Source organism: Falsigemmobacter intermedius, from assembly GCF_004054105.1.
Taxonomy (GTDB): domain Bacteria; phylum Pseudomonadota; class Alphaproteobacteria; order Rhodobacterales; family Rhodobacteraceae; genus Wagnerdoeblera; species Wagnerdoeblera intermedia.
On sequence record NZ_SBLC01000005.1, the window covers coordinates 1 to 22,059 of the forward strand.

Annotated in this window: 19 protein-coding genes and 1 tRNA gene; 11 read left to right on the top strand and 9 right to left on the bottom strand. The window is 64.8% G+C overall.

What is annotated here, in order from left to right:
* Together EP867_RS19765 and EP867_RS04440 are read left to right on the top strand one after the other, a co-directional pair.
* On the top strand, positions 1 to 310 hold a 310-nt coding region (locus tag EP867_RS19765; protein ID WP_164888760.1), incomplete at its 5' end, for a hypothetical protein.
* Between the two features lie 212 nt (positions 311 to 522).
* Positions 523 to 789, top strand: a complete 267-nt coding sequence (locus tag EP867_RS04440; protein WP_128487005.1) for a hypothetical protein — start codon at positions 523 to 525, stop codon at positions 787 to 789.
* 288 nt (positions 790 to 1,077) lie between these two features.
* Here the strand turns inward: EP867_RS04440 and EP867_RS04445 are convergent.
* The 4 genes from EP867_RS04445 to EP867_RS04460 form a co-directional block, all read right to left on the bottom strand.
* Positions 1,078 to 1,153, bottom strand: a tRNA-Thr gene (locus EP867_RS04445).
* A gap of 124 nt (positions 1,154 to 1,277) precedes the next feature.
* Complete coding sequence (locus EP867_RS04450; protein WP_128487006.1) at positions 1,278 to 2,840, bottom strand: heme biosynthesis protein HemY; 1,563 nt, start codon at positions 2,838 to 2,840, stop codon at positions 1,278 to 1,280.
* A gap of 10 nt (positions 2,841 to 2,850) precedes the next feature.
* Positions 2,851 to 4,152, bottom strand: a complete 1,302-nt coding sequence (locus EP867_RS04455) for a COG4223 family protein (RefSeq protein ID WP_128487007.1) — start codon at positions 4,150 to 4,152, stop codon at positions 2,851 to 2,853.
* A gap of 71 nt (positions 4,153 to 4,223) precedes the next feature.
* Positions 4,224 to 4,952, bottom strand: a complete 729-nt coding sequence (locus EP867_RS04460; RefSeq protein ID WP_128487008.1) for a uroporphyrinogen-III synthase — start codon at positions 4,950 to 4,952, stop codon at positions 4,224 to 4,226.
* 51 nt (positions 4,953 to 5,003) lie between these two features.
* Between EP867_RS04460 and tsaD the strand changes: the two genes are divergently transcribed.
* From tsaD to EP867_RS04480, 4 genes are read left to right on the top strand one after another with little or no spacing between them, the layout of a single operon-like run.
* Positions 5,004 to 6,089 (top strand): tRNA (adenosine(37)-N6)-threonylcarbamoyltransferase complex transferase subunit TsaD, encoded by a 1,086-nt coding sequence (gene tsaD / locus EP867_RS04465; RefSeq protein WP_128487009.1) that lies wholly within the window; start codon positions 5,004 to 5,006, stop codon positions 6,087 to 6,089.
* On the top strand, positions 6,086 to 7,030 hold the full coding sequence (locus EP867_RS04470) for an NAD(P)H-dependent glycerol-3-phosphate dehydrogenase (protein ID WP_128487010.1): 945 nt from the start codon (positions 6,086 to 6,088) through the stop codon (positions 7,028 to 7,030). Before tsaD ends, EP867_RS04470 begins: the two co-directional genes overlap by 4 nt.
* 2 nt (positions 7,031 to 7,032) lie before the next feature.
* Positions 7,033 to 7,302 carry a YciI family protein gene (locus EP867_RS04475; RefSeq protein ID WP_128487011.1) on the top strand — a complete coding sequence of 90 codons (270 nt, stop codon included), beginning with the start codon at positions 7,033 to 7,035 and terminating at the stop codon, positions 7,300 to 7,302.
* Positions 7,302 to 7,724 carry an EVE domain-containing protein gene (locus EP867_RS04480; protein WP_128487012.1) on the top strand — a complete coding sequence of 141 codons (423 nt, stop codon included), beginning with the start codon at positions 7,302 to 7,304 and terminating at the stop codon, positions 7,722 to 7,724. Before EP867_RS04475 ends, EP867_RS04480 begins: the two co-directional genes overlap by 1 nt.
* A gap of 69 nt (positions 7,725 to 7,793) precedes the next feature.
* Here EP867_RS04480 and EP867_RS04485 read toward each other — a convergent pair whose 3' ends face one another.
* Complete coding sequence (locus EP867_RS04485; RefSeq protein ID WP_128487013.1) at positions 7,794 to 8,114, bottom strand: hypothetical protein; 321 nt, start codon at positions 8,112 to 8,114, stop codon at positions 7,794 to 7,796.
* 167 nt (positions 8,115 to 8,281) lie between these two features.
* On the opposite strand from EP867_RS04485, the gene EP867_RS04490 reads away from it, so the two are divergent.
* The 5 genes from EP867_RS04490 (at position 8,282) to EP867_RS04510 (ending at position 13,908) form a co-directional block, all read left to right on the top strand.
* Positions 8,282 to 9,058 (top strand): NAD-dependent epimerase/dehydratase family protein, encoded by a 777-nt coding sequence (locus EP867_RS04490; RefSeq protein WP_164888761.1) that lies wholly within the window; start codon positions 8,282 to 8,284, stop codon positions 9,056 to 9,058.
* Entirely contained in the window at positions 9,055 to 9,678 is a 624-nt protein-coding gene (locus tag EP867_RS04495) for a sugar transferase (RefSeq protein ID WP_128487015.1), read from the top strand. Before EP867_RS04490 ends, EP867_RS04495 begins: the two co-directional genes overlap by 4 nt.
* An 81-nt stretch (positions 9,679 to 9,759) precedes the next feature.
* On the top strand, positions 9,760 to 11,907 hold the full coding sequence (locus EP867_RS04500; RefSeq protein ID WP_128487016.1) for a YjbH domain-containing protein: 2,148 nt from the start codon (positions 9,760 to 9,762) through the stop codon (positions 11,905 to 11,907).
* On the top strand, positions 11,898 to 12,584 hold the full coding sequence (locus tag EP867_RS04505; RefSeq protein ID WP_128487017.1) for a YjbF family lipoprotein: 687 nt from the start codon (positions 11,898 to 11,900) through the stop codon (positions 12,582 to 12,584). Before EP867_RS04500 ends, EP867_RS04505 begins: the two co-directional genes overlap by 10 nt.
* Before the next feature lie 430 nt (positions 12,585 to 13,014).
* Positions 13,015 to 13,908, top strand: a complete 894-nt coding sequence (locus EP867_RS04510; protein ID WP_128487018.1) for a YihY/virulence factor BrkB family protein — start codon at positions 13,015 to 13,017, stop codon at positions 13,906 to 13,908.
* On the opposite strand, the gene EP867_RS04515 is transcribed toward EP867_RS04510, so the two are convergent.
* The 4 genes from EP867_RS04515 to EP867_RS04530 all read right to left on the bottom strand — a co-directional run bounded on the left by EP867_RS04515 (position 13,902) and on the right by EP867_RS04530 (position 22,031).
* Complete coding sequence (locus tag EP867_RS04515) at positions 13,902 to 17,735, bottom strand: translocation/assembly module TamB domain-containing protein (RefSeq protein ID WP_128487019.1); 3,834 nt, start codon at positions 17,733 to 17,735, stop codon at positions 13,902 to 13,904. The two genes, EP867_RS04510 and EP867_RS04515, sit on opposite strands and share 7 nt — an antisense overlap.
* The gene (locus tag EP867_RS04520) at positions 17,735 to 19,528 is read right to left on the bottom strand and encodes an autotransporter assembly complex protein TamA (protein WP_241656809.1); all 1,794 of its coding nucleotides are present in this window, start codon (positions 19,526 to 19,528) and stop codon (positions 17,735 to 17,737) included. The genes EP867_RS04515 and EP867_RS04520 overlap by 1 nt, the downstream gene beginning before the upstream one ends.
* 131 nt (positions 19,529 to 19,659) lie before the next feature.
* Positions 19,660 to 20,901 carry a saccharopine dehydrogenase family protein gene (locus EP867_RS04525; RefSeq protein ID WP_128487021.1) on the bottom strand — a complete coding sequence of 414 codons (1,242 nt, stop codon included), beginning with the start codon at positions 20,899 to 20,901 and terminating at the stop codon, positions 19,660 to 19,662.
* 32 nt (positions 20,902 to 20,933) lie between these two features.
* A complete protein-coding gene (locus tag EP867_RS04530; protein ID WP_128487022.1) occupies positions 20,934 to 22,031 on the bottom strand; it encodes a carboxynorspermidine decarboxylase in 1,098 nt (365 codons plus the stop codon).
* Positions 22,032 to 22,059 lie beyond the last annotated feature (28 nt).

Genomic DNA, 22,059 nt, shown 5'->3' on the forward strand with positions numbered 1-22,059 from the left:
GGATGGAGCAGCAGGTGGCGCAGATCTGCAAGGTGCTGAACGTGAAGCTGGACTGACCTTCGGAGCTTGGGTTGCCCGTTGTTCGGCTCTCGCGGCGTCCCTTGGGGGCGCTTGGAAAATCCGCGCAAAGGCCAATCCGCCGCAAATCTTTATGCGCTTCGAAGACCACAGCTCAGTTTTCATACGGCCCGACAATCTGCGGATCGGAAAAGCAGGCAAAACGGCAGAGGCCTTTATGAAAATCTATTTCCCGAGCAACGAAGAGCCTGAAATCCCGAAAGAGGATGACGATCTGCCCAGCCCGTGGTGAGCGGAAAATCTTTATGAATTGCGAAAGGGAGAACCGAGAAGCGCAGGAAATAAAATAGGAGAACGCTTCGGAAATAGAATGTGACGTGCTCAGGCCCTGCCGATTTATGTGGACAACCAAAATCAGCATCTTGGGGCACGGGCGATCAAGGGCGACAATATCAGCACATGCCAACCCGCCCCGAATGACGGGGCTTCATAAGGAGGAGACTAATGGAACCCGCCTATATCAAGGCAACCGAAAGGGATGAGCTCATCGCCCGCAAGCCGCGCCTGCGTCGGGATGAAGCCTGTCGTTATCTCGAAACCCAGTTCGGGTTGAGCTATGCGCCGGCCACCTTGGCAACGCTTGCCACGCGCGGCGGTGGTCCTGCCTATCAGTTGGCGAACCGCACGCCGCTCTATCCCAAGACCGCTCTGGATGAGTGGGCCCTTGAAAAGCTCGGCCCGCTGCGCAGTTCGACCTCCGATACTCTGTAAGCCCTTTTGTCAGCCGCCGCACAGGTGGCCGTTTCGCCCGCTCACGTGGGACATCCATTTTCAAGCATACCTATGATCGAGAGTTGCCGATCAGATTCGCAACTCAGGCTGAGAAGCTCGGATTTTCGATGCGTCGGCCGATCTGGCCTAAAACCATGCTTCACATTTTCGCGATGATGGCTCTGGGTCCAAGCGTCAAATCTGGTTCCACGGTGGTTCCACGAGAGCCGAAATGCAAAAGGCCGCCCCGAAGGGCGGCCATTTTATGCTGGTATTCCAGTAGGATACTGGTGCCGCTGAAGGGACTCGAACCCCCGACCCCATCATTACGAATGACGTGCTCTACCAGCTGAGCTACAGCGGCACCTTTTGCAGTCTTTGGCCTTCAAGGCTTCGGATGCTTCGCCGGATTTACACGCAGGCTCCGGGCTTGGCAAGCGGGCTTTGCAGCCCGCTTCGCACTTTTCTCAGAGTTTTCGGCCTCTTGCTCAAAAGGCGCCGCGCCGGGCCAGTTCTTCGGGGGTGACGGGTTCGGTGCTGACGAAGGGCGAGGCCGCGGGTTTTACCGGTTCGGGCTCATCCTCCGCCCCCGTCTCCGCCTCCGCCTCGGGCGGCGCGGGGGCGGTCTCGGGCTCCGCAGCTTCAGTGGGCTCAACGACCGGGGCGGCAGGGGTGGGGCTTCCGACGATCAGCGGCAGCATCTCTGTGCCGGTCGGGCTTGCGGTGCCGGCGTCGGGGGCCTCTGACCAGCTGAGGGTATCAAAGCCACCGCAGTGGGGGCAGACCGGGACCCAGGCCGCATGGATGCTGTTGCAGCTGCCGCAGACCCATTGCAACCCGCGCGGCGCGCTGAGTGCACGGGCCAGCCAGCCACGCACCACGGCGTCATCTGCGCCCATGCCGCGCTCAATGGCGGCCATGATCGTCAGCACGCGCACCACCGGACGGGTGGTGACCAGATCGCCAAGGGCGCGGCGGGCCGTGGGGAAGTCTTCGGCGGCGATATTCAGTTCCGCCAGCAGCATCCGCGTTTCTTCGTGATCGGGGTGAATATCCGTCAGCACCTCAAAGCGGCGCAGCCGCGCCTGCGGGCTCTCAGAGGGCTCAATCTCTGCGAAGGCTGCGGCCAGTTCGGGATGGGGCTGCGCCTCCCAGGCCGTTTTCAGAACCCTTTGGGCGAGTTTGGATTTACCCTCAGCAATATAGCTGCGCGCCGCCATAGCGGCAGCAGGGATCAGGTCGGGCGAGGCTTTGTTCGCGGCAATCGCGGCCTCGCGGGCCTCGATGGAGCTTTCGCCATCGAGCAGAACCTTTGCCTCCTGCAGCGCAAAAAGGGCGTCGCGGCGCTTCCAGACATCTTTCGGCAACGCCCCGGCCTTCAGCTTAGCCGAGAGGGTGGCCCTTGCGCCGTGCCAGTCTTCGGCTCCGGTCTGAAGCTGCAAAAGCAGATCCTGCATTTCATTGTGACGCGGCTTCAGCGCGAGGGCTTTTTCGGCCAGTTTCAGCGCCGTCTCGGTATCGCCGGCCTCAAGCTTCAGCTTCAGCAGGCCACGCACGGCAACAAAGCGCGCGCGGTCGTCACTCAGCAGCCTGCGATAGGCGGCTTCGGCCCTGGCGCTGTCACCCGCCGCCTGGGCGGCCTCGGCCTCGATCAGGCTGGTGAGTTCCGGGCGATCCAGCAGGCGCTGCGCTTTTTCTGCCCGCGCCATGGCGACGCGGTTCTCACCCGAAGCCAGGGCGATCATCGCCTCTGACAGGGCGTTCAGGCCGCGTCTTTCCCGGTTTGAGCTGAAATAGCGCGACAGGGCCGTGTCATCACCGGCAAAGAAGCGCCCGATTGCCAGCACCAGTCCGATGATCCGCGCCATCAGCCAAAGGCCAAAGACTGCCACCACAGAGGCGATCACGGCCTGCAGCGGTGCCAGCGTGATTTCTTTGCCCATCATGGCGATGCGGATCCCGCCCTGCGCCGAGGAGAGGGCCGCGGCCACCCAGGCCAGCAGCGCCAGGATGATGAAAAAGAGGATCGCTTTGATCAGGGTCCAGGGCATATCCGGCCTCTCACTGCGCGGCTGACTGAAGGAGGGCCGCGGCGGATGTCGCAGCCTCCTGACGGGCGCGGGCCTCAGAAAGCCAGGTCGCCATGGCGGGGGCCGCAGCGGCCGCCGGGCTGAGGGCTTCAGCCTCGCTCAGCGCGGTGGCCAGATTATTGGCCGAAACCGCGGCTTCCATACGCGAGAGCACCGCATCGGCATCGGTCCCCTCCTGGGGGTTCAGCGAGCGGATATTGGCCTGCGAGAAGAGGAAGGCAGTGACGCGGTCCCCCAGCCCCGCCCCCTCAGGCGGGCGGGCATCTGCGGCAAGCGCTGCGCGGGCGGCTTCGGGGAAGCTTTGCTGCAGGGCCGCCAGAGTGCGGACACCGGCGGCATTGGCCTGAAGCTCCTGCGGCAGGGCAAAGCCCGCGGCGGTCAGATCCTTCAGCGCGGCTTCAAGCGAGGTGCCCGCATCGATGGCCGTGGCCAGACGCAGCGCCGCAGCCTCAGCGCGGGTGGCGCTGGCGCGGGTCTCAGCCTCACGTGCGAGTTCTGCGGCCCGGGCTTCCGTGGCCTCGCGCTCTGCCAGCGTGGCGGCGCGCAGGGCTTCAATCTCGGCGCGCAGGCTGTCGGTCTCGCCGCTGTCGGCAAGACCCGCTTTCAGTCGTTCGATCTCGGCTTTCAGACCGACAATCTCTGCCGTCAGGTCCGCGCCGCCTTCCGTCAGGACCTGCGCCTCCGGCAGGGGGCGGTTGCGAAGCTCTTCAATTTCCGCAGCAAGCGCGGAGAGGCGGCTTTCATCTGCGCCGGTCCCGGCAGGCCCTGCGGCCAGTTGTGCCTCCAGCGCCTCGATCCGCGCCATCAGCGGTGCCGTGTCCGTCGCTTCGGGCCTTTGTGCGAGGGCAGTCTCAGCGCGGGCAAGGCGCTCTTCCAGCGAGGACTGCGCAGCGCTGTCCTGCACGGCAATCGGCCAGCCTTTGGGCATATATTGCGCCGCACCATAGCCGATGCCCGCAGCAATCAATCCGCCAAGGATCGGCAGGAAGGGGCCGCGCCGCTTTGGCTCAGCCAGGGGTGGCGGGGATACGGCTGCGGCAGAGGGTGTCGTCAGCGCCGCAGGTTCAGCCTCCGGGATGGGTTCTGGGGCGGATGGCTCCTGGGGTGGAAGATCCTGTGGCGTCAGAGGTTTATCTGTCGCCCCGGTTGTTTCTTCCGGGTCAGTGTGCTGCGCGGAGGGCGGAGAGGAAAAGCGCCTGGCATGCGCCTTCGGGCTTTGGATGGCCTCATCAGCGGGGGTGGTTCCCGCGGAAGTCTCGTTTTGTTCGGTCACCCTCGCCTCCATAACAGTCCTGCGGCGGATGGTCGCCACATTGCCTATAACTATCGGACCCGGCGTCGGTTTCAAGCTTTGGTGGTGAATCCGGGCAGATCAGAGAGCGCGCAGAGCATGCCGTCGAGGTCCGGCGTGGGGGCAACGGCAACCGAAGCGGCCCTGAGCGGCGCCACCGCGCGGGCGGCGGCCGCGCTGATGACCGCCAGCCGAAGTCGGGGGCAGGGCCGATCGGAGAGGGCCTCTGCCAGCAGGCGACCGCTGCGCGGAGAGAAGACCGGGATGATCAGCCGCTCAGGGCTGTGCATCAGCAGATCTGCCGCCTCTTTGCTCAGCGGCAGCGGGTCCTGGGCGTAGACGACAAGCTCATGGATCTCCATGCCTGCGGCATTCAGCCGCCCGGCCAGATTGCCCGCCGCCTCGCGCCCGCGGGCGTGCAGCCAGCGCCCCTTGAGCTGCCGCGCTGTCAGCTCCCGCACAAGCCCCTCGGCATCGCCGCCTACAACCTCGGCCTGCCAGCCTGCGGCTTCGGCGGATTCGGCGGTGCGCGGACCGACGCAAATCGCTGTTCCGCGGCGGCTTTCCAGCGCAGCGAAAGCGGCAACTCCGGTCTCAGAGGTGAAGATCATCCCCTCGGGCTGCCACTCCGGCAGGGCGGGGTGAAAGAAGACCGTCGTCATCAAAGGCGCGATCAGTACATCAAACCCGGTGCCGAAAGCCGCGCGCGCCTGGTCGGCAAAGCGCAGCGAGGCAGGCTCGGGGCGGGTTAGCAGCAGAAGCGGGCGGTATTGTCCGGACATGGGTCAGGTGTTACCTCCCCTTGCAGCCCCCGGCAACGGGGCGGAGGGATTATGGCCGATATACTGACATTTCTGGGTCTCGAGAGCAGCTGTGATGACACCGCAGCCGCCGTGATCCGCCACCGGAAGGGCGAAGCGCCCGAGATCCTCGCGAATATCGTCGCGGGCCAGGAGGCGCTGCATGCCGCCTTCGGCGGCGTGGTGCCCGAGATTGCGGCCCGCGCCCATGCTGAGCGGATGGATCTTGCCGTTGAAGAGGCGCTGGCGGCTTCGGGTCTTGATCTTACGGAACTTGACGGCATTGCGGTGACCGCAGGACCGGGTCTCATCGGCGGGGTGCTGGCGGCGGTGATGTGCGCCAAGGGCCTCTCAGCCGCGACCGGACTGCCGCTGGTGGGGGTGAACCACCTCGCAGGTCATGCGCTGACCCCGCGTCTGACGGATGGTCTGACTTATCCCTATCTGATGCTCCTCGTCTCAGGCGGGCACTGCCAGTTCCTGCGGGTGGACGGGCCCGAAAGCTTCCGCCGCCTTGGCGGCACCATTGACGATGCCCCGGGCGAGGCTTTCGACAAAACCGCCAGACTTCTTGGACTGGCGCAGCCCGGCGGCCCGAATGTTGAACGTGAGGCGGCTTTGGGTGATCCGAAGCGCTTTGTCTTTCCGCGCCCCCTGCTGGACCGGCCGGGCTGCGATATGTCCTTCTCAGGGCTGAAGACCGCGCTTTTGCGGGCGCGTGATGCCATTATTGCCGAAAAGGGCGGGCTGACGGTTCAGGACCGCCGTGACCTTTGTGCGGGCTTTCAGCGGGCCGTGGCGGCTGTCCTGCGCGAGAAGTCGCGTCGGGCCCTGGTGGAATGCCCGGATGTGACGGCCTTTGCCGTGGCGGGCGGTGTGGCGGCCAATCAGATGATCCGGGGCGAGCTGACGGCGGTTGCCACCGCGGCCGGGGTGCCCTTCGTGGCCCCGCCGCTGCGGCTTTGTACGGATAATGCGGCGATGATCGCCTGGGCCGGGATTGAGCGTTTTCGCGCCGGCCACAGCGACGGGCTCGATCTCTCAGCCCGGCCGCGCTGGCCGCTGGATCAGACGGCACCTGCGATGCTGGGGTCGGGGAAAAAAGGGGCCAAAGCATGACGGTCGTCTTAGGGGCAGGGGCCTTTGGCACCGCACTGGCGGTGGCGCTTTCGGTCAAAGGTCCGGTCACGCTTTGGGGGCGCAGTCTGCCCTGGGCTGCGGGGCGTGAGAACCCGCGCCTGCCTGGTGTGATCCTGCCGGAGGCCATCACGCTGACGGAAGATCTGCCCCGCGCCGGAGAGGCTCCGGTGCTGGTTGCCGTGCCGATGCAGGCCATGGGGGCCTTTCTGGCGGAGCATCCTGATGTCGTGGGCAAAGCCCCGGTGCTTTGCTCAAAGGGTGTCGATCTGAGCACGCTTCGCGGGCCCTCGGCGCTGGTCGCGGATCTGATCCCCGGTGCCACCCCCGCCGTGCTGACCGGCCCCAGCTTTGCGGCCGATATCGCCCGCGGCCTGCCCACGGCCCTGACGCTCGCCTGCGCCGATGAAGCGGTGGGAGAGGCGCTGCAAAGCGCGCTCTCAACCCCGGTGCTGCGGCTTTACCGCACCACCGATGTGATCGGGGCGGAACTGGGCGGCGCTTTGAAAAACGTGATCGCCATCGCGGCAGGTATCGTCACCGGGGCGGGCTTCGGAGACAGCGCCCGCGCCGCCCTGATGACGCGCGGCTTTGCCGAGATGACCCGCTTTGCCACCCGGCTTGGGGCGCGTCCTGAAACGCTTTCGGGACTGTCAGGCTTTGGTGATCTGGTGCTGACCTGCACCTCAAGCCAGTCGCGCAACTTCCGCCACGGCTTTACCCTGGGCCAGGGTCTGCCCCCGGATCTGAGCCAGACGGTTGAGGGGCTGGCCACCGCCCGCGCCGTCATGGCCCGCGCCGAAAGCCTTGGCATGGCCGCTGATCTGCCGGTCACCGCCATGGTGGCTGCGGTTTCAGCCGGTGATCTGCCTGTGGCGGAAGCCGCGAAACGTCTTTTGTCCCGCCCCCTCAAAGAGGAATGACCATGTATTTCGCTCTGACCTGCATTGATAAAGCCGACGCGCTTGAGACCCGCCTTGAGAACCGCGCTGCGCATCTCGAGTTTCTCAACGGCTCGGGCAAGGTGCTCTTTGCAGGCCCCTTCATTGAGAACGAAAAGCCCGTCGGCTCGCTGGTGGTCATTGAGGCTGCCGATCTGGCCGAGGCCGAGGCCTTCGCCGCCGCCGATCCCTATGCCAAAGCGGGCCTCTTTGAGAGCGTCACGCTGCGCGAATGGCGTCGGGTGATCGGCTGATGAACTACTGGCTGTTCAAATCCGAGCCGGACACCTGGTCCTGGGATCAGCAGGTAGCCAAAGGTGAGATCGGCGAAGAATGGGGGGGCGTGCGCAACTACCAGGCTCGCAACTTCATGCGCGCGATGGAGATCGGCGATCGCGGCTTCTTTTATCACTCCAATATCGGCAAAGAGGTCGTCGGTGTGGTGGAGGTCTGCGCCAAAGCCCATCCCGACAGCACCTCGGACGATCCGCGCTGGGAATGCGTCGATATCCGGGCGCTGACGAAGATGCCGGTGCCGGTGACGCTGGAGATGTGCAAGCAGGACCACCGCCTGAGCGAGATGGTTCTGGTGACCAACAGCCGCCTCTCGGTGCAGCCGGTGACGCCGGAGCAATGGGCGGTGATCTGTGAACTGGGGGGACTTGAGGGCTATTGAGCCCCGATCCCGATTATCCCTCACTAAAGGGCCCCTCGGGGCCCTTTTTGCTGCGCCGTGGGTGCCGGGTCAGGGCAGATCGGTGCTGCCGCGCAGCCCCTGCATCAGCCGCGAGACGGCGCGGCCGTCGAGGGGCTTGTCGGGCGAGGTCACATCGACACGCGGCCCCTGTCCGCCGCTCCAGCCGATGCGGGCTGAAAGCCGGTGCGGCTCATCGCTTATCACCTCAAGGGTCAGGCTGGCGCTGCTGCTGCGGAAGGTTTCGCCTGCGGCCGCGCAGATGCGCTCGCGGCCCAGATGCCCGCTGGCACCGGTGCAGCGGATCTCAGCCGCCACAGCGGGCGGCGCGAGAGAGAGCAGACAGATCAGAGCGGAGAATGTCTTACGCATGGGCCTGATATAACACATCCCCCCCGCGCATCACAGGGGCAGCACAGGTCACCCGCTCTTGCCAGACGGGCGGGGCCGGGTCAGAGTGAATAACAATCTGTGGTTGTATTTTGCGAGGGCTGTCGGTGCTGATGGTGATCGGGGCGTCCGGGCGAACCGGACAGCTGATGCGCGACGGAGCGGGAGGCGCTCCGGTGATCTGGACATCGCGCCGCGGCGGAGCCGGGCTTGCGCGCTGGCGCCCGGGCGATGCGCTGCCGCCGTTGCACGGTGCATTGGTCCTCTCGGGGGTAACCTCAGGCCCGGCGGAGGGCTATGGCGAGAATATCCGCATCGCCCGGGAGGCGGCTCAGGCCCTGGCGGCGGCTTCGGTCCCGCTTTGTCTTTATGCCTCGACCCAGGCCGTTTATGGCCGGACCGCCGACGGGGGCGCGACAGAGACGGATCTGCCCTGCGCTCCGGGGGCTTACGGGGTCTCGAAACTGGCCGCAGAGAGGGTGTTTTTGCGGGAGTTTCAGGGCCGGTCAGGGCGCGCGGTGGTCCTGCGTCTGGGGAATATCGCCGGAGCGGACCGCCTGGGGCGACAGGTGGCCGAAGGCAGGCCGCTGCGGCTTGATCGCTTTCCCGAGGGCCATGGGCCTGAGCGCAGCTATCTTGCCCCCGCCTGCCTTTGGCGGCTGACGCTGGGACTTCTGCAGGCAGACGCGCGGGGGGCCGAGCTGCCGGAGGTGATGAATGTCTCGGGGGCACGCCCCGTTGCCATGGCGGATATTCTTGCTGCGGCCGGGCTGACCTTTGCCTGGCGCGCCGCCCCTGAAGGCGCTGCGCGGCGAACGACCCTCTCGGTGGCGCGGCTGGCCGGGGTGGTGCCGGATCTGATGCCTGACAGCACCCCGCAGGCCCTGGCGGCTGCGCTCCGGCCCCCGTCTAGGTCTCTCCGATGACGCCCGCAAAGCGCCTGTTCGATCTGGAGGGCGCGCTTTCGTTGGCGCTTTTGCTGGCCGTCCCGTTCGGGCTGCTTTTGCTGTGGCTCTTGCTGCGCGAGGGGAGGCCGCTTTTCTACTGCTCTGAGCGCATGCGCAGCCCCGATCAGCCCTTCACGCTTTGGAAGCTGCGCAGCATGATCCCTGTGGCTGAGGCGGCGAACACCGGGGTTTCCGGCGCGGATAAGTCCGGGCGGATCACGCCGAGCGGGGCATGGCTGCGCCGCTTTCGCCTCGATGAGATCCCGCAGATCTGGAATGTTCTGCGGGGGGATATGAGTTTCGTCGGGCCGCGCCCGCCGCTGCGCCGCTATACCGAGCGGTTTCCACATCTTTATGCCGAGGTGCTGCGCGCGCGCCCGGGCCTGACGGGGCTGGCCACTCTGCGGTTTCATCGCCATGAGGCCCGTCTTCTGGCGCAGTGTCACAGCGCGGCAGAGACGGAGGCGGTCTATATCCGCCGCTGCATCCCGCGCAAAGCCCGGCTCGATCTGATCTACCTGCGGCATCGCTCGCTCTGCTTCGATCTGTGGCTGCTGGCTCAGACCCTGCGGGTGGTCCTCTTTCGGATCAAACCGTAGCGGCGATACACGCAAAGGTTGTAATAATCTGATCCTGCCCTAAGCTGTCCTTCGTTGCGATGTGTATCGGGTGTGAGGTTCATGCGGTTTGAGTTCGTGTCGCTCTCCCTGGTTGGTGCGGGTTTCGCGCTGGCGGTGCTGACGCCTCTGCCCGGTCGGGCCGAGATGGCGCCGGGCGTCAATCTGCGGGCGGGGAGCGGACTGATTGAGATGCCGTCGGCCCTGCCGCAGCCCGATGGCCGGATCAGCGTCTCGGTCAGTCAGGCGGGGGGCGTCTTACGCAATGCAGTCAGTTTCCAGATCACGCCGCGTCTTCAGGCCGGTTTCCGCTACACCGGCTTTCGGCTGCCGCAGAATGCGGCCGGGATCGAAGGGGGCTATGGCCCGGGGGCGAAGTATTTCGACCGCGCCTTTGATCTCAGCTATCTGCTGGTCCGCCAGGGCCGCTGGTGGCCGGCGGTCTCGCTGGGGCTGCGCGATTTCGCCGGAACCGGAATGGACGGGGCGGAATATCTCGTGGCCAGCCACCGGCTGAGCCCGCGGCTGACCGTGACAGCCGGTCTGGGCTGGGGGCAGATGGGCAGCCGCTCTCCCCTTTTCTCAACCGGAGAGCGTTTGGCAGAGCGTTCCTCAGTCACCGGCGGCACGCCCAATATCCGGCAGTGGTTTCGCGGCCCGGCGGCCCCCTTTGCCGGGATCGAATGGCAGGTCAGCCCCAGGCTCGGACTGAAGGCAGAGTGGAGTTCGGATGCTTATCGGGAACTCAGCGGCGATCAGAGGCTGTTCCCCGCGCGCAGCCCTATGAATTTTGGCGCGGACTATCGCCTGACAGAAAACATGACGCTGGGGGCCTATGCGCTTTACGGCTCGCGCCTCGGAGTTTCTTTGCAGATGGGGCTGAACCCGCGGCTGCGCGGGGCGACTGGGTTGCGCGGGGGCGCGCCGCTGCCGCTCTCGCATCGTCCGGACCCTGTCGCCGATCCCGCCGCCTGGTCCGATGCCTGGACGGAGCAGGGCTCAGCCCGGGCCGTTCGCGCGATTGCCCCCGCGGTGCAGCGGGCACTGGCCGAAGAGGGGCTGCGTGCCATGGCTCTCTCAGTGTCGGGGCCGGTGCTGCGCATCAGGGTGCGCAATCTGCGCTATCACTCTGGCGGTCAGGCCATCGGGCGGGCGGCCCGCGCCCTCAGCCGAAGTCTGCCGTCTTCGGTCGAATATTTCGATCTGGTGCCGGACGAGCGCGGGTTGGATCTGTCGGTGATCCGCCTCCGGCGCAGCGATCTGGAAGCGCTCGACCACCAGCCCGATCAAACCGGGCGTCTGTGGCAGCAGCTGCGCCTCTCGGAAGCCGTGCCCGCCGCCGCGCCGCCGATGACGGAATTTTCCCCGGCAAAGCGGCTCTCCTGGGCGATTGCCCCCTATTTCCGCTATTCGCTCTTTGATCCCGACAGCCCGTTTCGCTTTGACACCGGCCTGCGTCTGCGGGGGCAGTGGCACTTCGCCCGGGGCCTGAGCCTTGCCGGCGCAATAGAGGGGCGTCTGGCCGGCACCATGGGGCGTGAGACGCGCTCGTCAAATTCGGTGCTGCCCCATGTGCGCACCGATGATTATCTGCGCAACCGCCGCGATCTGCGCCTGAGAGATCTCTATCTCTCGTGGTATATGCGCCCGGGGCCTGAACTTTATGGCCATATTACAGCAGGCTGGCTGGAGCGCGGCTATGGCGGGGTTTCCGCAGAGCTGTTGTGGAAGCCGGTGAACAGCCGCCTCGCGCTTGGTGCTGAGGTTTATCACCTGCGCCAGCGCTCCTTCAGCGGATTTGCGGATTTTGGCAGGCTGCGGGCAAAGGGCGGTCACCTTTCAGCCTATTATGAGCTGCCGAAAGGCTATCTGGCACAGCTGGACCTCGGCCGTTATCTGGCCGGGGATTATGGCGCCACCCTGACGCTGGAGCGCGAATTCGCCAGCGGCTGGCGGGTCGGGGCCTTTGCAACCCTCAGCAATGTCTCGCGGCAGGCCTTCGGGGAGGGCTCTTTTGACAAGGGCATCCGGGTGACCCTACCGCTGAACTGGGTTGCGGGTCTGCCCACGCGGCGGAAGATTTCGACGACGGTGCGGATGCTGCAGCGGGACGGCGGGCAGCGGCCGGAAGTGCCGGGCCGGCTTTATGAAACCGTCCGCGGCTGGCATGCCGACCGCCTCGGGCGCGAGCGGGGGCTTTTATGGCGGTGATCTGCAGGTCTTTGAGCATCTTCACCCTCTGTCTGCTGCTGCAGGGCTGCGCAGGAACGGTGGACCGGCTGAAATCCGTGGTTCAGGCTGCCCGGCCGGGAGGAGTGGCCGGGCAGACGATACCCGCCCTCACCCCGGCTCAGGCCCGCTCCGGTCAGCTGCTCAGCGTGGAGCTGCCGGGAGGTGCCGGACGTGCGCTGGCGGCGCGGGTTGTAACAACCGGGGGGGCTGAGACCTTCTCCACCACCGATCCCCTCACCCTCACCCTGCGGCAGGGGCGGCTGGTGGAAACGCGGGGCCTGCCGCAGGATCTGATCTCAGCCGATCCCGGTCCGCCGCTTTCTGCCCTGAGGTCCGGAGCGCGCCACAGCGGGCTCTGGCAGGTCATCGGGCCGGATGATCAGGTGACCGACATCCGGCTCGACTGTGCTGTGAAGGTCTGCCGCTCAGGCGGTCTGCGCCGCATCGAGGAGCACTGCACAGGGCTTGGGTTTAGTGTGATTAACCAGTTCGTAACGAATGCTGCGCATTCTCTGCTCTGGTCCCGTCAATGGGTCGGCCCTGCCGCAGGCTATGCGCTGCTGCAGCGGCCGGACCAGCCGGACGTGCCAGTGCCCTCTCCGCTTTGCAGCGGAGAAAGGGAGCCCCCGTCATATCTAGCGGAGAACGCGAAATGAAACTGTCACCTGCCCGTCTGGCCCTGCTGCTGACGACCCTTTCTGTGATGCCCGCCCTGGCGCAGACCGCCCCCGGGGGGCCTGCCCCCCCGCCTGTGCCGGCCGCACCCCCTCCGCCCGCAGCCCTTCCGAACCCCGGCCTTCTCGGGGCAGGTGCCGCCGCTGGCACCACGGTGACTGTGGCGGGACTGGTCGTGGCTGCGGTAGCGGCTACGGTTGTCAGCAATAACGGATCGGATCCACCTGCATCAGAGCCAGGGGCAGGTACCGGGCAGCCTCCCGGCGGTGGTACACTGCCTGGGCTTCCGGATGACGAGGATGGTGATGACGACAGCGACAGCGGAACCGGCTCGACGGGTTCGACACGCTAAGTCTGACCGGATAAGCTTCGGGGCCGGCCTGCTGCCGGCCCTGATATCCGGAGTGCTCAATGCCCGCCTTTTTGCCCAAGCCGCTGCGAAAACCCGTTACCATCGCATATGAGGCCTGGACGTTGATGTCGGACCGCCATGTCGGTCTGATTGCGGCGGGCATCGCCTTCTTTGCCATTTTTGCGGTCTTTCCCGCCATTGCCGCCGTTGTCGCCATCTGGGCGCTGTTTTCTGATCCGCTCGTTGTTGCCGATTACATGTCAGAACTCTCGGATTTCCTTCCGGGAGAGGCTTTCACCATTCTGAACGATCAGGTGATGGGCGTGGCGACCGCAGCGACCAATACCCTTGGCTGGACAACGTTTCTCAGCCTTTGCATCGCGCTCTGGTCGGCGCGGGCAGGGGTGTCGGCCCTGGTGCAGGGCATTAATGCCGCTTTCGGTCTGCCCAATCGCGGTGGTCTGGGGCATCAACTGGTGGCCCTGGTGCTGACGCTGATGCTGGTGGCGACGGCTCTGACCGCAGTGGCGGCCGAGATCGTGGTCCCGCTGGTTCTGGAATTCGCGCCGCTGGGGGCTTTTGAGCCACTGCTGTATCAGCTTGCCCGCCTGCCGATTGCGCCGATTGCCACGGTCATTGGCATTGGGATTGTCTACCGCTACGGCCCGAATATGGACTGGCCGAAGCCCTCGCTGTTCTCTGTGGGGCAACTGGTGGCGGTGCTTCTGTGGCTTGCGGCCTCGAAGGGCTTCACGCTCTATCTGACTAATTTTGCAAATTATAACAAAGTCTACGGCTCTATCGGTGCGGTGATCGCGCTCCTGATGTGGCTCTATCTCAGCGCCTATTCGGTGCTGATGGGGGCTGCGGTCAATGCTGTGTTGCAGGAGCATCGCCGCAAGCGGGCCGCAGAGGCTGAGGCCCCTGCAGCCGCTGTTCAGCCGCCTCAGTAATCGCGCTCATAGTGGATGCCGAGGCCGGTATTCCCATCGGCGGTCGCCCGGCCGCGGACGGTGACGGATTTTGACAGATCAAGGTTGATCGACACCTCGCTCTGTCCGTCGCTGTCGAGCTTCAGATCGACGTAGATATTCTCGCTGAGGTATTTACCGGCCCGCACAGCCGCCGCCCCGTTTTCACTGGCCGAGACGTCGAAATCATCGAGCCCGAAGTTCCTGCGCAGGCTGTCGACGATCCCCGCGCCGCCCTTACCGCTCAGCGTCGCAACCGCAGAGGCAAGCTGCGCCGCCTGCAGGGGGGTCAGCGAGGTCAGGCCACGCCCGAACAGCAGCCGCGCCACGACCTCTTCCTGCGGCAGCTCCGGCGAAGAGGTGAAGGTGATTTCGGGCTGATCGGCGGGGCCGTCAATGATGACGCTGGCCGTGCCATCCACGGTGTCGGTGTTCGCCACCAGCCGGATGCGCGGCACCATGCTGCCTTCCATCTGCAGCGTGCCCTCGGCAAAGTTGAAGCGCTTGCCCAGAAGGTCCAGCCGCCCGCGGATCAGCTCAAGTCCGCCTGAGGGCACCACATTCGCCGTGGTCCCGGAAATCCGGAAGCTGCCGCCAAGCTCTGCGTCAAGGCCGCGGCCACGGATAAACACCTGGTTTTCCGCCAGAACAAAGAGGCTCAGCCCGTAAACCGGCCCGCCCCCTCCTGAGCTTCCGCCCGCGGTGCCGCCTGCACCGCCCAACAGGCCCGCCCGGGCGCGGGTGGCGCGGACGCCGGCCGGCTCATAGACGTGGCGCAGTTCCGGAATGGCCGCCGATCCGCCGAGGCCGGTGGAGGGGATGCGCAGCTCGGTCTCTTCCAGGCGGATGCGGCCCTGGATCATTGCACCACCTGCGAGGGGGCCGTTGATCTCCACCCGCCCGCTGGCTTTGGTCTCATAAAGCTGCGGATCGCGCAGGCCAAGACGCTCGGGCGTCACAACCAGACTGCCCTGGAAGGGCGCCGTCAGGGTGATCGGCCCGTTCACAGTGACGCGGCCCCCGGCATCCGATGCGGCGGAGAGAGCCACCTCGGCCCGGCCCCCTGAGAGGGTCACGCCGCCATTGAGGCCGGAAAAGCCCATCGCCGGGCTGGCGATGGTCAGACGGCCATCGGACAGGCTGACGCGGCCGGAAAGCGAAGAGAGCGCCGGAGCGCCGTTCAGCGACAGATCGAGCCGCAAAGGCCCGCGCAGGGCCACGCCCCCCGTAAAGGCATTGGCGAGCGCCGCATCCGCCGATCCGGTGATGCGCAGAGCGGAATTGGCGAAGTTCAGCCCTGAGATGCCGGCGACCGAGAGATCGATGCCCCCCGGCCCGCGGGCGCGGATATCAAGGTTGAGTGTCCCGTCCTGCTCGGTCACATCGCCCTGCAGCGTCAAAGCCCCGGGCACGCCCTGGACGAGAAGCCCCAGATCATTGAGCCGCGCCTGCAGAGCCAGCAGGCGGCGGTCCCCCTCCTGACGGGCATTGCCGCTGGCGGAGAGTTGCGGGTTCTGCAGATCCAGCTTTTCAAGGCGAAGCACACCTGCGGTGCGGCTTCCGGCGGCGGAGAGACGGGTCACGCCGCGCAGCAGCCGGTCTGCCTCGGCCTGGCCGATCGCAATGTCGCCGGCTTCAGCGTCAATGGCGGCCGTTTCGGTGCCATTGGTCAGGGCATAGGTCAGATTGCCCGACAGGCGCCCGCGATAGGGACCGCCTGCGCGGCTCAGATCCTCAAGCGCAAAGCGCGCGCGCAGATCGCGGCTTTCGGTCCCGGCAAAGCCGCTGATCCCCGCATCCCAGGTCTGCCCCGTCAGTACCGCCTGGCGCAGGGTTACAATTCCGTCTAGCAGATGCGCGTCGATATCAAGCGCGGTCTCGCCGCGCAAAAAGCCGTCGGCTTCAGCGATGCCGGTCTTCAGATCACTGCCGCTGCCTTTCAGGGTCAGGTTCAGGTCATTGTCGAGGGCTTTGCCCTTCAGCGTGGCATCTGCCGAAAGGCTGCCGCCATAGCTGGCCCCCATCACAGAGAGGTCGGTGAAATCCAGACGCGCCGTCAGATCCGGACCGGTAGAGCGGATCCAGCCCTGGCCCTGCACCCGCAGGCTTTGGCCGCGCAGATCAAGGGCGCGGATCTGCGTCCCCTCACCCCCGCGTGCCGCATCCAGCGAGACGAGGCTCTGGCCGCGCAGCAAGCCGTCGACTTCCGCCATGCCGATGCTGAGATCCGTGCCGTCGAGGCTGAGTTGTCCGTCAAAGGCACCCGAGAGGGGCTTCACGCTGCCAGACCAGGACAGCGTGCCTTTGCCTGCCGTGGCGCGACCGGCCAGCACCGAAATGCGGCCCAGATCCTGCAAAACCGCGCCGATGCGGCCGGTGATCTCGGGCTCACCGCTGGCGGTTGATACGTCAAAACTGCCCTCGGCGCTGTAATCCTCGCCCTCAAGCTTCAGGACGCTGATGCGCAAAGGCTGACCGCTCTGCCAGTCAAAGCGGGTCTGTCCGATCAGCCTGTCGCCCAGGGCCTGATCCAGTCCGGCGTCGGTCATCTTCAGACCGGCGCTGTCAAAACTCAGCGCCCCATCCGCCATCGGGCTGCGGTCGGCGGCGCGACCGATACGGCCCTTGCCTTCAAGGCTGAAGACATCGGCGGTCAGTGCAGGGGTGCTCAGACCGGTCAGGCTGCCTGTAAGGGTCCAGGCATCGCTGCTCTGATCCCCGGCAAAACCAAGCCGCAGCTTCGCGGCCCTGACCTCAACCGGATCACCGCTGAGCGGCAGGCGCACCGGCTCGCCGTCAGCGGCAGAGAGGTCAAGGTTCAGATCAAAGGCATTGGGCATGCCATCGGGCGCAATATCGGCGGAGCCGCTGAGCCGCAGTGCAGCGGCATCAATGCGCAGCTCGTTCAGGCGCAGCGCACCCGTGACCGACTGGCTGCCCTCGGCCTTCAGCGAGACATCGGGGCCGAAGAAGTCATGGTAATCCGGCAGGAAAAGCGGCGTGACATCGCCTTTCAGGTCAAGATCAAACCCCTTCGCGCCTTCCTTTTCAGAGGAGAGCCGCACGCTGCCCGCCACACGTTCCTGCCCGTCAGAGCGCAGCGCGACATTGGCGGTGAAATTCTCAATAGGACCCTGGCCCTTGATCGAGAGATCAAGGGCCGGCTCTCCCGGCAGGCCGATCATCCTGGCGGCGATACCGCCCTGCGGTTCCTGCAGCGAGAGATCGAGGCGCAGTTCCCGCGAGGAGTTCACAAAGCCGCCCTCAAGGACCAGCGCCCCGGCGGTGCCATCGGTGCGCTTTAACTCCAGCCGAGCATTGCCCTCACCGTCGCCAAGGTTGGCGCCGCCATCCAGACGGGCGGTGATCTCTTCGCCCAGAACGGTAGGGCCAAGGGTGATCTTCTCTGCCGTGATCTGGCCGATCTGGACCGAGACCGGCAGATCCGGCAGCGAGAAGGGGGCCGCCTCGGGGCTGGGCAGATCTTCGCCCGCGTTGGGCAGCCGTTCGAGAGTGATCTCAGCCGCCGTCAGCGCATTGACCGACACCCGCCCGCCAAAAAGCGCCGAGCGGTTCCAGTCCAGAAGCACATCCGTGAGCCGCAGCCAGACGCCCTCGTCGTCGGCAATGGTCAGGCTGGTCATCCGGGCCCGCGACGAGAGCGCGCCTTGAAACCCCTCAATCCGAACCTCACGGCCTGCGCCGGAGAGGTTGTCTTCCAGCAGCCCGGTCAGAAAACTGCGGTCATCCTCCTGGGCAAAGGCGACCGCCGGGGTCAGGCACAACAGAAAAGCAGCGGTATAGCGCATCAGAAAGCCTGCCCGATCCCAAGATAAAATTGTGCGCCTTTGGCTTTGCGTCCGCCGACAGGGGCCGCAATATCAAGACGCAGCGGACCAACGGGGGTGGCATAGCGCAGTCCCAGGCCCGCGCCGCCGTGCCAGTCGTCGAGAGGGGCCGCCGAGAAGGCTTTGTCAGAGACATGGCCATAATCGGCAAAGGCGACCACACCGATTTTCTCGGTCACTCGGGTGCGCAGCTCAAGCGAGGCTGCGGCAAAGCGGGTGCCGCCGGATTCAACGCCGCTGCCCAGATCCACGCCGAGCGAGCGGAATTCATGCCCGCGCACCGTGCCGCCCCCGCCCGACCAGAAGAGGTAGTCTGAGGGGGTGTCCAGAAGATCAGCCCCCGCGATGATCCCGCCCTGAAGCCGAGCGGCCAGGACCACACGCTCGCCGATGGCGCGATAGCCGCGGGCGTCGATCTTGGCGCGCAGGCCCGAATCCGTGGCTCCCAGACCCGCGAAGGGCATGGCGGTCGCATCAATCCAGAAGCCTTTTTTCGGGTCAAAGGCATTGTCGCGGCGATCCCAGGTTAGCCCTACCGGCAGCGAGATATTGCGGTAGCGCCGCTCGCCCAGACTGTCGACGGTGCGGGTATAGCCGTAGTTCAGATCGGCCCGGCCCGTAAGGCTGCTTGAGAAGATATGCGACAGGCCAAAGCCGCCGGTGAAATTGTCGATCCGGGCATCGCTGTCCTGCACCCGCTCAATTCCTAGCGTCAGACGCGCTGTGGTATCGGGGGTGAAACTCGCAGGCCGCTCCAGCGAGAGGCCGAGTTTATAATCGGGGCCTGCGTCTTTCGCGCCGATGCGGCTGATCTCGCCGTCGATGCGCAGCCGCTCCGCCCCGCCCAGAAGGTTGCGGTGCATCCAGAAGGCGGTCAGCGCAGCCCCTTCGGTCGAAGTCAGCTCTGCCCCGAAGCCCAGACGGCGGCGCGGCATATCTGAGACGGTGGCGGTGATATCGAGGGTATTGCCGGGGCCAAGCGTATCTGCCTCAACCAGCGAGACTGAGCGGAAGACACCGGTGCGGCGCAGACGGTCTGCGGCCTTAGCGAGTTCTTCGGGCGAGTAGCGCTCGCCCTCGGTCAGGCCGGCGATCTTGTAAAGCCGACCCTCACGCATGGCGGTGCGGCCGCGGAACGTCAGTTTGCCGAAAGTCACAACCGGCCCCTGATCGAGGCGGATACGGGCGTTGATCAGCCGGTCTTTGTGGTTCGCGGTCACCGCCTCATCCGCGATGCGCGCCTTGGCATGGCCGCCGTCGCGCCAGTGATCGATCGCCGCTTCTGCCGCCTGACGGATCACACCCGAGCGTGCGGGCTCACCGGTCGCAAAACCTTCCGGCAGTTCGGTGCCGGGGCGCAGGGGCGCGACCTCTGCTGCGCCGAAGGTGAAGGCGGGGCCGGGGGTCACACGAATGCTGATCTTATTGATAGCTTTCGGTGCATTCAGCGGCGCGATGCCCGAGGCCTCACGACCGTCGATCAGAATGTTGATGGTGCCGGAATAATAGCCTTCGGCATAAAGCGTGCCGAGAATGCGGGCGTAATCTGAGCGGGCGGCGGCAAAAATCTCCTGCGCGTCGCGGCGGTTGTCGGTATATGCGCTCTGAGTGAGAGAGGTGCTGCGGATGCTTTCAGCCAGGGCTTCGGGCGCGCCGGAGACCACGAATTCCACCGGCTCCAGCGTATGGGCGGGAAGGGCTGCAACCATCAGCGGCAGAGCCGCGAGACCAGAAATTTGCCAGAACCGTCGCACACTACATCTCCCCGGAGTCCGGTCTGACCCTGACATGAAATGCGCTGCCCGGGCAATGGAGGGGGAACTGAAAAACCGGGGAAGTGTGGCTTCCCCGGTTCAACTTTTCAAAGCTGCGAAGCCTCATTCACTCAGAAGGTGAGCGGACGTTCGCCCTTCGCGTCGCGGATCGAGGTCGGCAGGCCGATTTTGTTCAGAAGGTTGAGGAAGGGCTTGGGATCCAGCTCTTCAACGTTCTTCATCGCGCCCACATCCCAGGTGCCGTCAGCAACCAGCATGGCAGCGGCAACCGGCGGCACGCCTGCGGTATAGCTGATGCCCTGGCTGCCGACTTCCAGATAGGCTTCCTTATGATCGGCGACGTTGTAGATCATCACCTCAGCCGGTTTGCCATCTTTGTCTTTGCCCTTCACCAGGGTCGCGATGCAGGTCTTGCCAGTGTAGTCAGGCGCCAGCGAGGCCGGATCGGGCAGCACGGCCTTAACGACCTTGAGCGGCACCACTTCCAGACCTTCAGCCGTTTTCACCGGCTTCTCAGACAGAAGACCAAGGTTTTTCAGCACGGTGAAGACGTTGATGTAGTGATCGCCAAAGCCCATCCAGAAGCGGACATCCGCCTTGGGGTAGTTGGCCGAGAGCGAATGCACCTCGTCGTGACCGGTCAGATAGGCCTTCTGCTCGCCCACAACCGGCATGTCCCAGGTCTGACCGACCTCAAACATTTTGTTTTCCTGCCACTTCTGGTTCTGCCAGGAGTAGACGGTGCCGGTGAACTCACGGAAGTTGATTTCCGGGTCGAAGTTGGTCGAGAACCAGCGGCCATGCGAGCCGGCGTTGATATCGATGATATCAATCGACTCGGGCTCAGCGACATAGTCGTCAATCGCGAGTTTCGCATAGGCGTTGACCACGCCCGGATCGAAGCCCACGCCGAGGATCGCGGTGACGCCCGCTTTTGCGGCGGCTTCACGGCGCTTCCACTCGTAGTTGCCGTACCACGGCGGGGTCTCGCAGATCTTCGCCGGGTCTTCGTGAATCGCGGTGTCCATGTAAGCCACACCGGCTTCGATGCAGGCATCGAGGATCGGCATGTTCACGAAAGCCTGCGCCACGTTGATGACGATCTGTGCGCCGGTCTCGCGGATGAGAGCGACGACATTGGCACTGTCTCGGGCGTCGAGGGCATGGGCCTTCAGAACGCCGTCCACCTTCAGACTGCCTTTTTCCCGCACAGATGCGATGATCTGTTCGCACTTCGCGGCCGTGCGCGAAGCAATGTGAATGTCGCCCAGGACGTCATTGTTTTGTGCAGCCTTATGGGCCACGACCTGAGCCACGCCACCGGCGCCGATGATAAGGACGTTCCGTTTCATTCTACCCATGCACCTCCAGAGGTTCGTTGATCTTACGAAAGGGCCGCGACGAATTCGTCGTAGCCGAAAGAGCGTTCAACTTTCACGCTGCCGTCGAGTTCTTTGACAGCAATCGCAGGCATTTTAACGCCGTTGAACCAGTTTTTCTTCACCATGGTGTAACCGGCGGCATCCTGAATGGACAGCCGGTCACCGGCTTTGAGCGGCTTATCAAAGCGGAATTCGCCGAAGATGTCACCCGCAAGGCAGGATTTACCGCAGATCATCCACTCATGTTCGCCCGCATTGGGTTCGACCTTTGCGGACTGGCGATAGATCAGCAGATCGAGCATATGCGCCTCGATCGAGCTGTCGACGATGGCCAGGTTCTTGCCATTGTGCAGCGTGTCGAGCACCGAAACCTCAAGGGTTGCGGATTTGGTGATCGCGGCTTCACCCGGCTCCAGGTAAACCTGAACCTGATTTTCATCCGAGAAGCGCTTCAGGCGGTCTGCCAGCTTTTGCAGCGGATAGCCTTCGCCGGTGAAGTGAATGCCGCCACCCAGCGAAATCCACTTCATATCGCGGATCAGAAAGCCGAAGCGCTGCTCAATATGGCCGAGCATCGCGTCAAAGCGATCAAAATCGGCGTTCTCACAGTTGTTGTGGAACATGAAGCCCGAGATCTGATCCATCACCTTCGCGATGTCTTCGGGGTTATGCTCGCCCAGACGCGAGAAGGGACGCGCCGGATCGGCGAGGTCAAAATCTGAGGTCGAGACACCAGGGTTCACGCGCAGGCCACGGGTGTGGTTTTTCGACTGCGCGTCAAAGCGGGTCAGCTGACCAATGGTGTTGAAGATGATCTTATCCGACGAGGCCAGAACCTCATCGATTTCATCATCGGCATAGGCCACGGAATAAGCGTGGGTTTCGCCCGGGAATTTCTCGCGGCCGAGTTTCACCTCATAAAGCGAGGAGGAGGTGGTGCCGTCCATGTATTGCGACATGAAGTCAAAGACCGACCAGGTGGCAAAACATTTCAGCGCCAGAAGCGACTTTGCCCCGGACTGCTCACGCAGCCAGGCAATTTTTTCCATGTTCGGCAGCAGCCGGGATTTGTCGATCAGGTAGCAGGGGGTAGGAAGCATGGCGGGCCCTTCCGGCGACAGGGGTCAG

What these genes read in the sequence shown, in the direction of transcription:
- EP867_RS04440 (WP_128487005.1), top strand. Translation starts at nt 523, where the DNA reads ATGGAACCCGCCTATATCAAGGCAACCGAAAGGGATGAGCTCATCGCC.
- EP867_RS04450 (WP_128487006.1), bottom strand. Translation starts at nt 2,840, where the DNA reads ATGCCCTGGACCCTGATCAAAGCGATCCTCTTTTTCATCATCCTGGCG.
- EP867_RS04460 (WP_128487008.1), bottom strand. Translation starts at nt 4,952, where the DNA reads ATGTCCGGACAATACCGCCCGCTTCTGCTGCTAACCCGCCCCGAGCCT.
- tsaD (WP_128487009.1), top strand. Translation starts at nt 5,004, where the DNA reads ATGGCCGATATACTGACATTTCTGGGTCTCGAGAGCAGCTGTGATGAC.
- EP867_RS04470 (WP_128487010.1), top strand. Translation starts at nt 6,086, where the DNA reads ATGACGGTCGTCTTAGGGGCAGGGGCCTTTGGCACCGCACTGGCGGTG.
- EP867_RS04475 (WP_128487011.1), top strand. Translation starts at nt 7,033, where the DNA reads ATGTATTTCGCTCTGACCTGCATTGATAAAGCCGACGCGCTTGAGACC.
- EP867_RS04480 (WP_128487012.1), top strand. Translation starts at nt 7,302, where the DNA reads ATGAACTACTGGCTGTTCAAATCCGAGCCGGACACCTGGTCCTGGGAT.
- EP867_RS04485 (WP_128487013.1), bottom strand. Translation starts at nt 8,114, where the DNA reads ATGCGTAAGACATTCTCCGCTCTGATCTGTCTGCTCTCTCTCGCGCCG.
- EP867_RS04490 (WP_164888761.1), top strand. Translation starts at nt 8,282, where the DNA reads ATGCGCGACGGAGCGGGAGGCGCTCCGGTGATCTGGACATCGCGCCGC.
- EP867_RS04495 (WP_128487015.1), top strand. Translation starts at nt 9,055, where the DNA reads ATGACGCCCGCAAAGCGCCTGTTCGATCTGGAGGGCGCGCTTTCGTTG.
- EP867_RS04500 (WP_128487016.1), top strand. Translation starts at nt 9,760, where the DNA reads ATGCGGTTTGAGTTCGTGTCGCTCTCCCTGGTTGGTGCGGGTTTCGCG.
- EP867_RS04505 (WP_128487017.1), top strand. Translation starts at nt 11,898, where the DNA reads ATGGCGGTGATCTGCAGGTCTTTGAGCATCTTCACCCTCTGTCTGCTG.
- EP867_RS04510 (WP_128487018.1), top strand. Translation starts at nt 13,015, where the DNA reads ATGCCCGCCTTTTTGCCCAAGCCGCTGCGAAAACCCGTTACCATCGCA.
- EP867_RS04515 (WP_128487019.1), bottom strand. Translation starts at nt 17,735, where the DNA reads ATGCGCTATACCGCTGCTTTTCTGTTGTGCCTGACCCCGGCGGTCGCC.
- EP867_RS04525 (WP_128487021.1), bottom strand. Translation starts at nt 20,901, where the DNA reads ATGAAACGGAACGTCCTTATCATCGGCGCCGGTGGCGTGGCTCAGGTC.
- EP867_RS04530 (WP_128487022.1), bottom strand. Translation starts at nt 22,031, where the DNA reads ATGCTTCCTACCCCCTGCTACCTGATCGACAAATCCCGGCTGCTGCCG.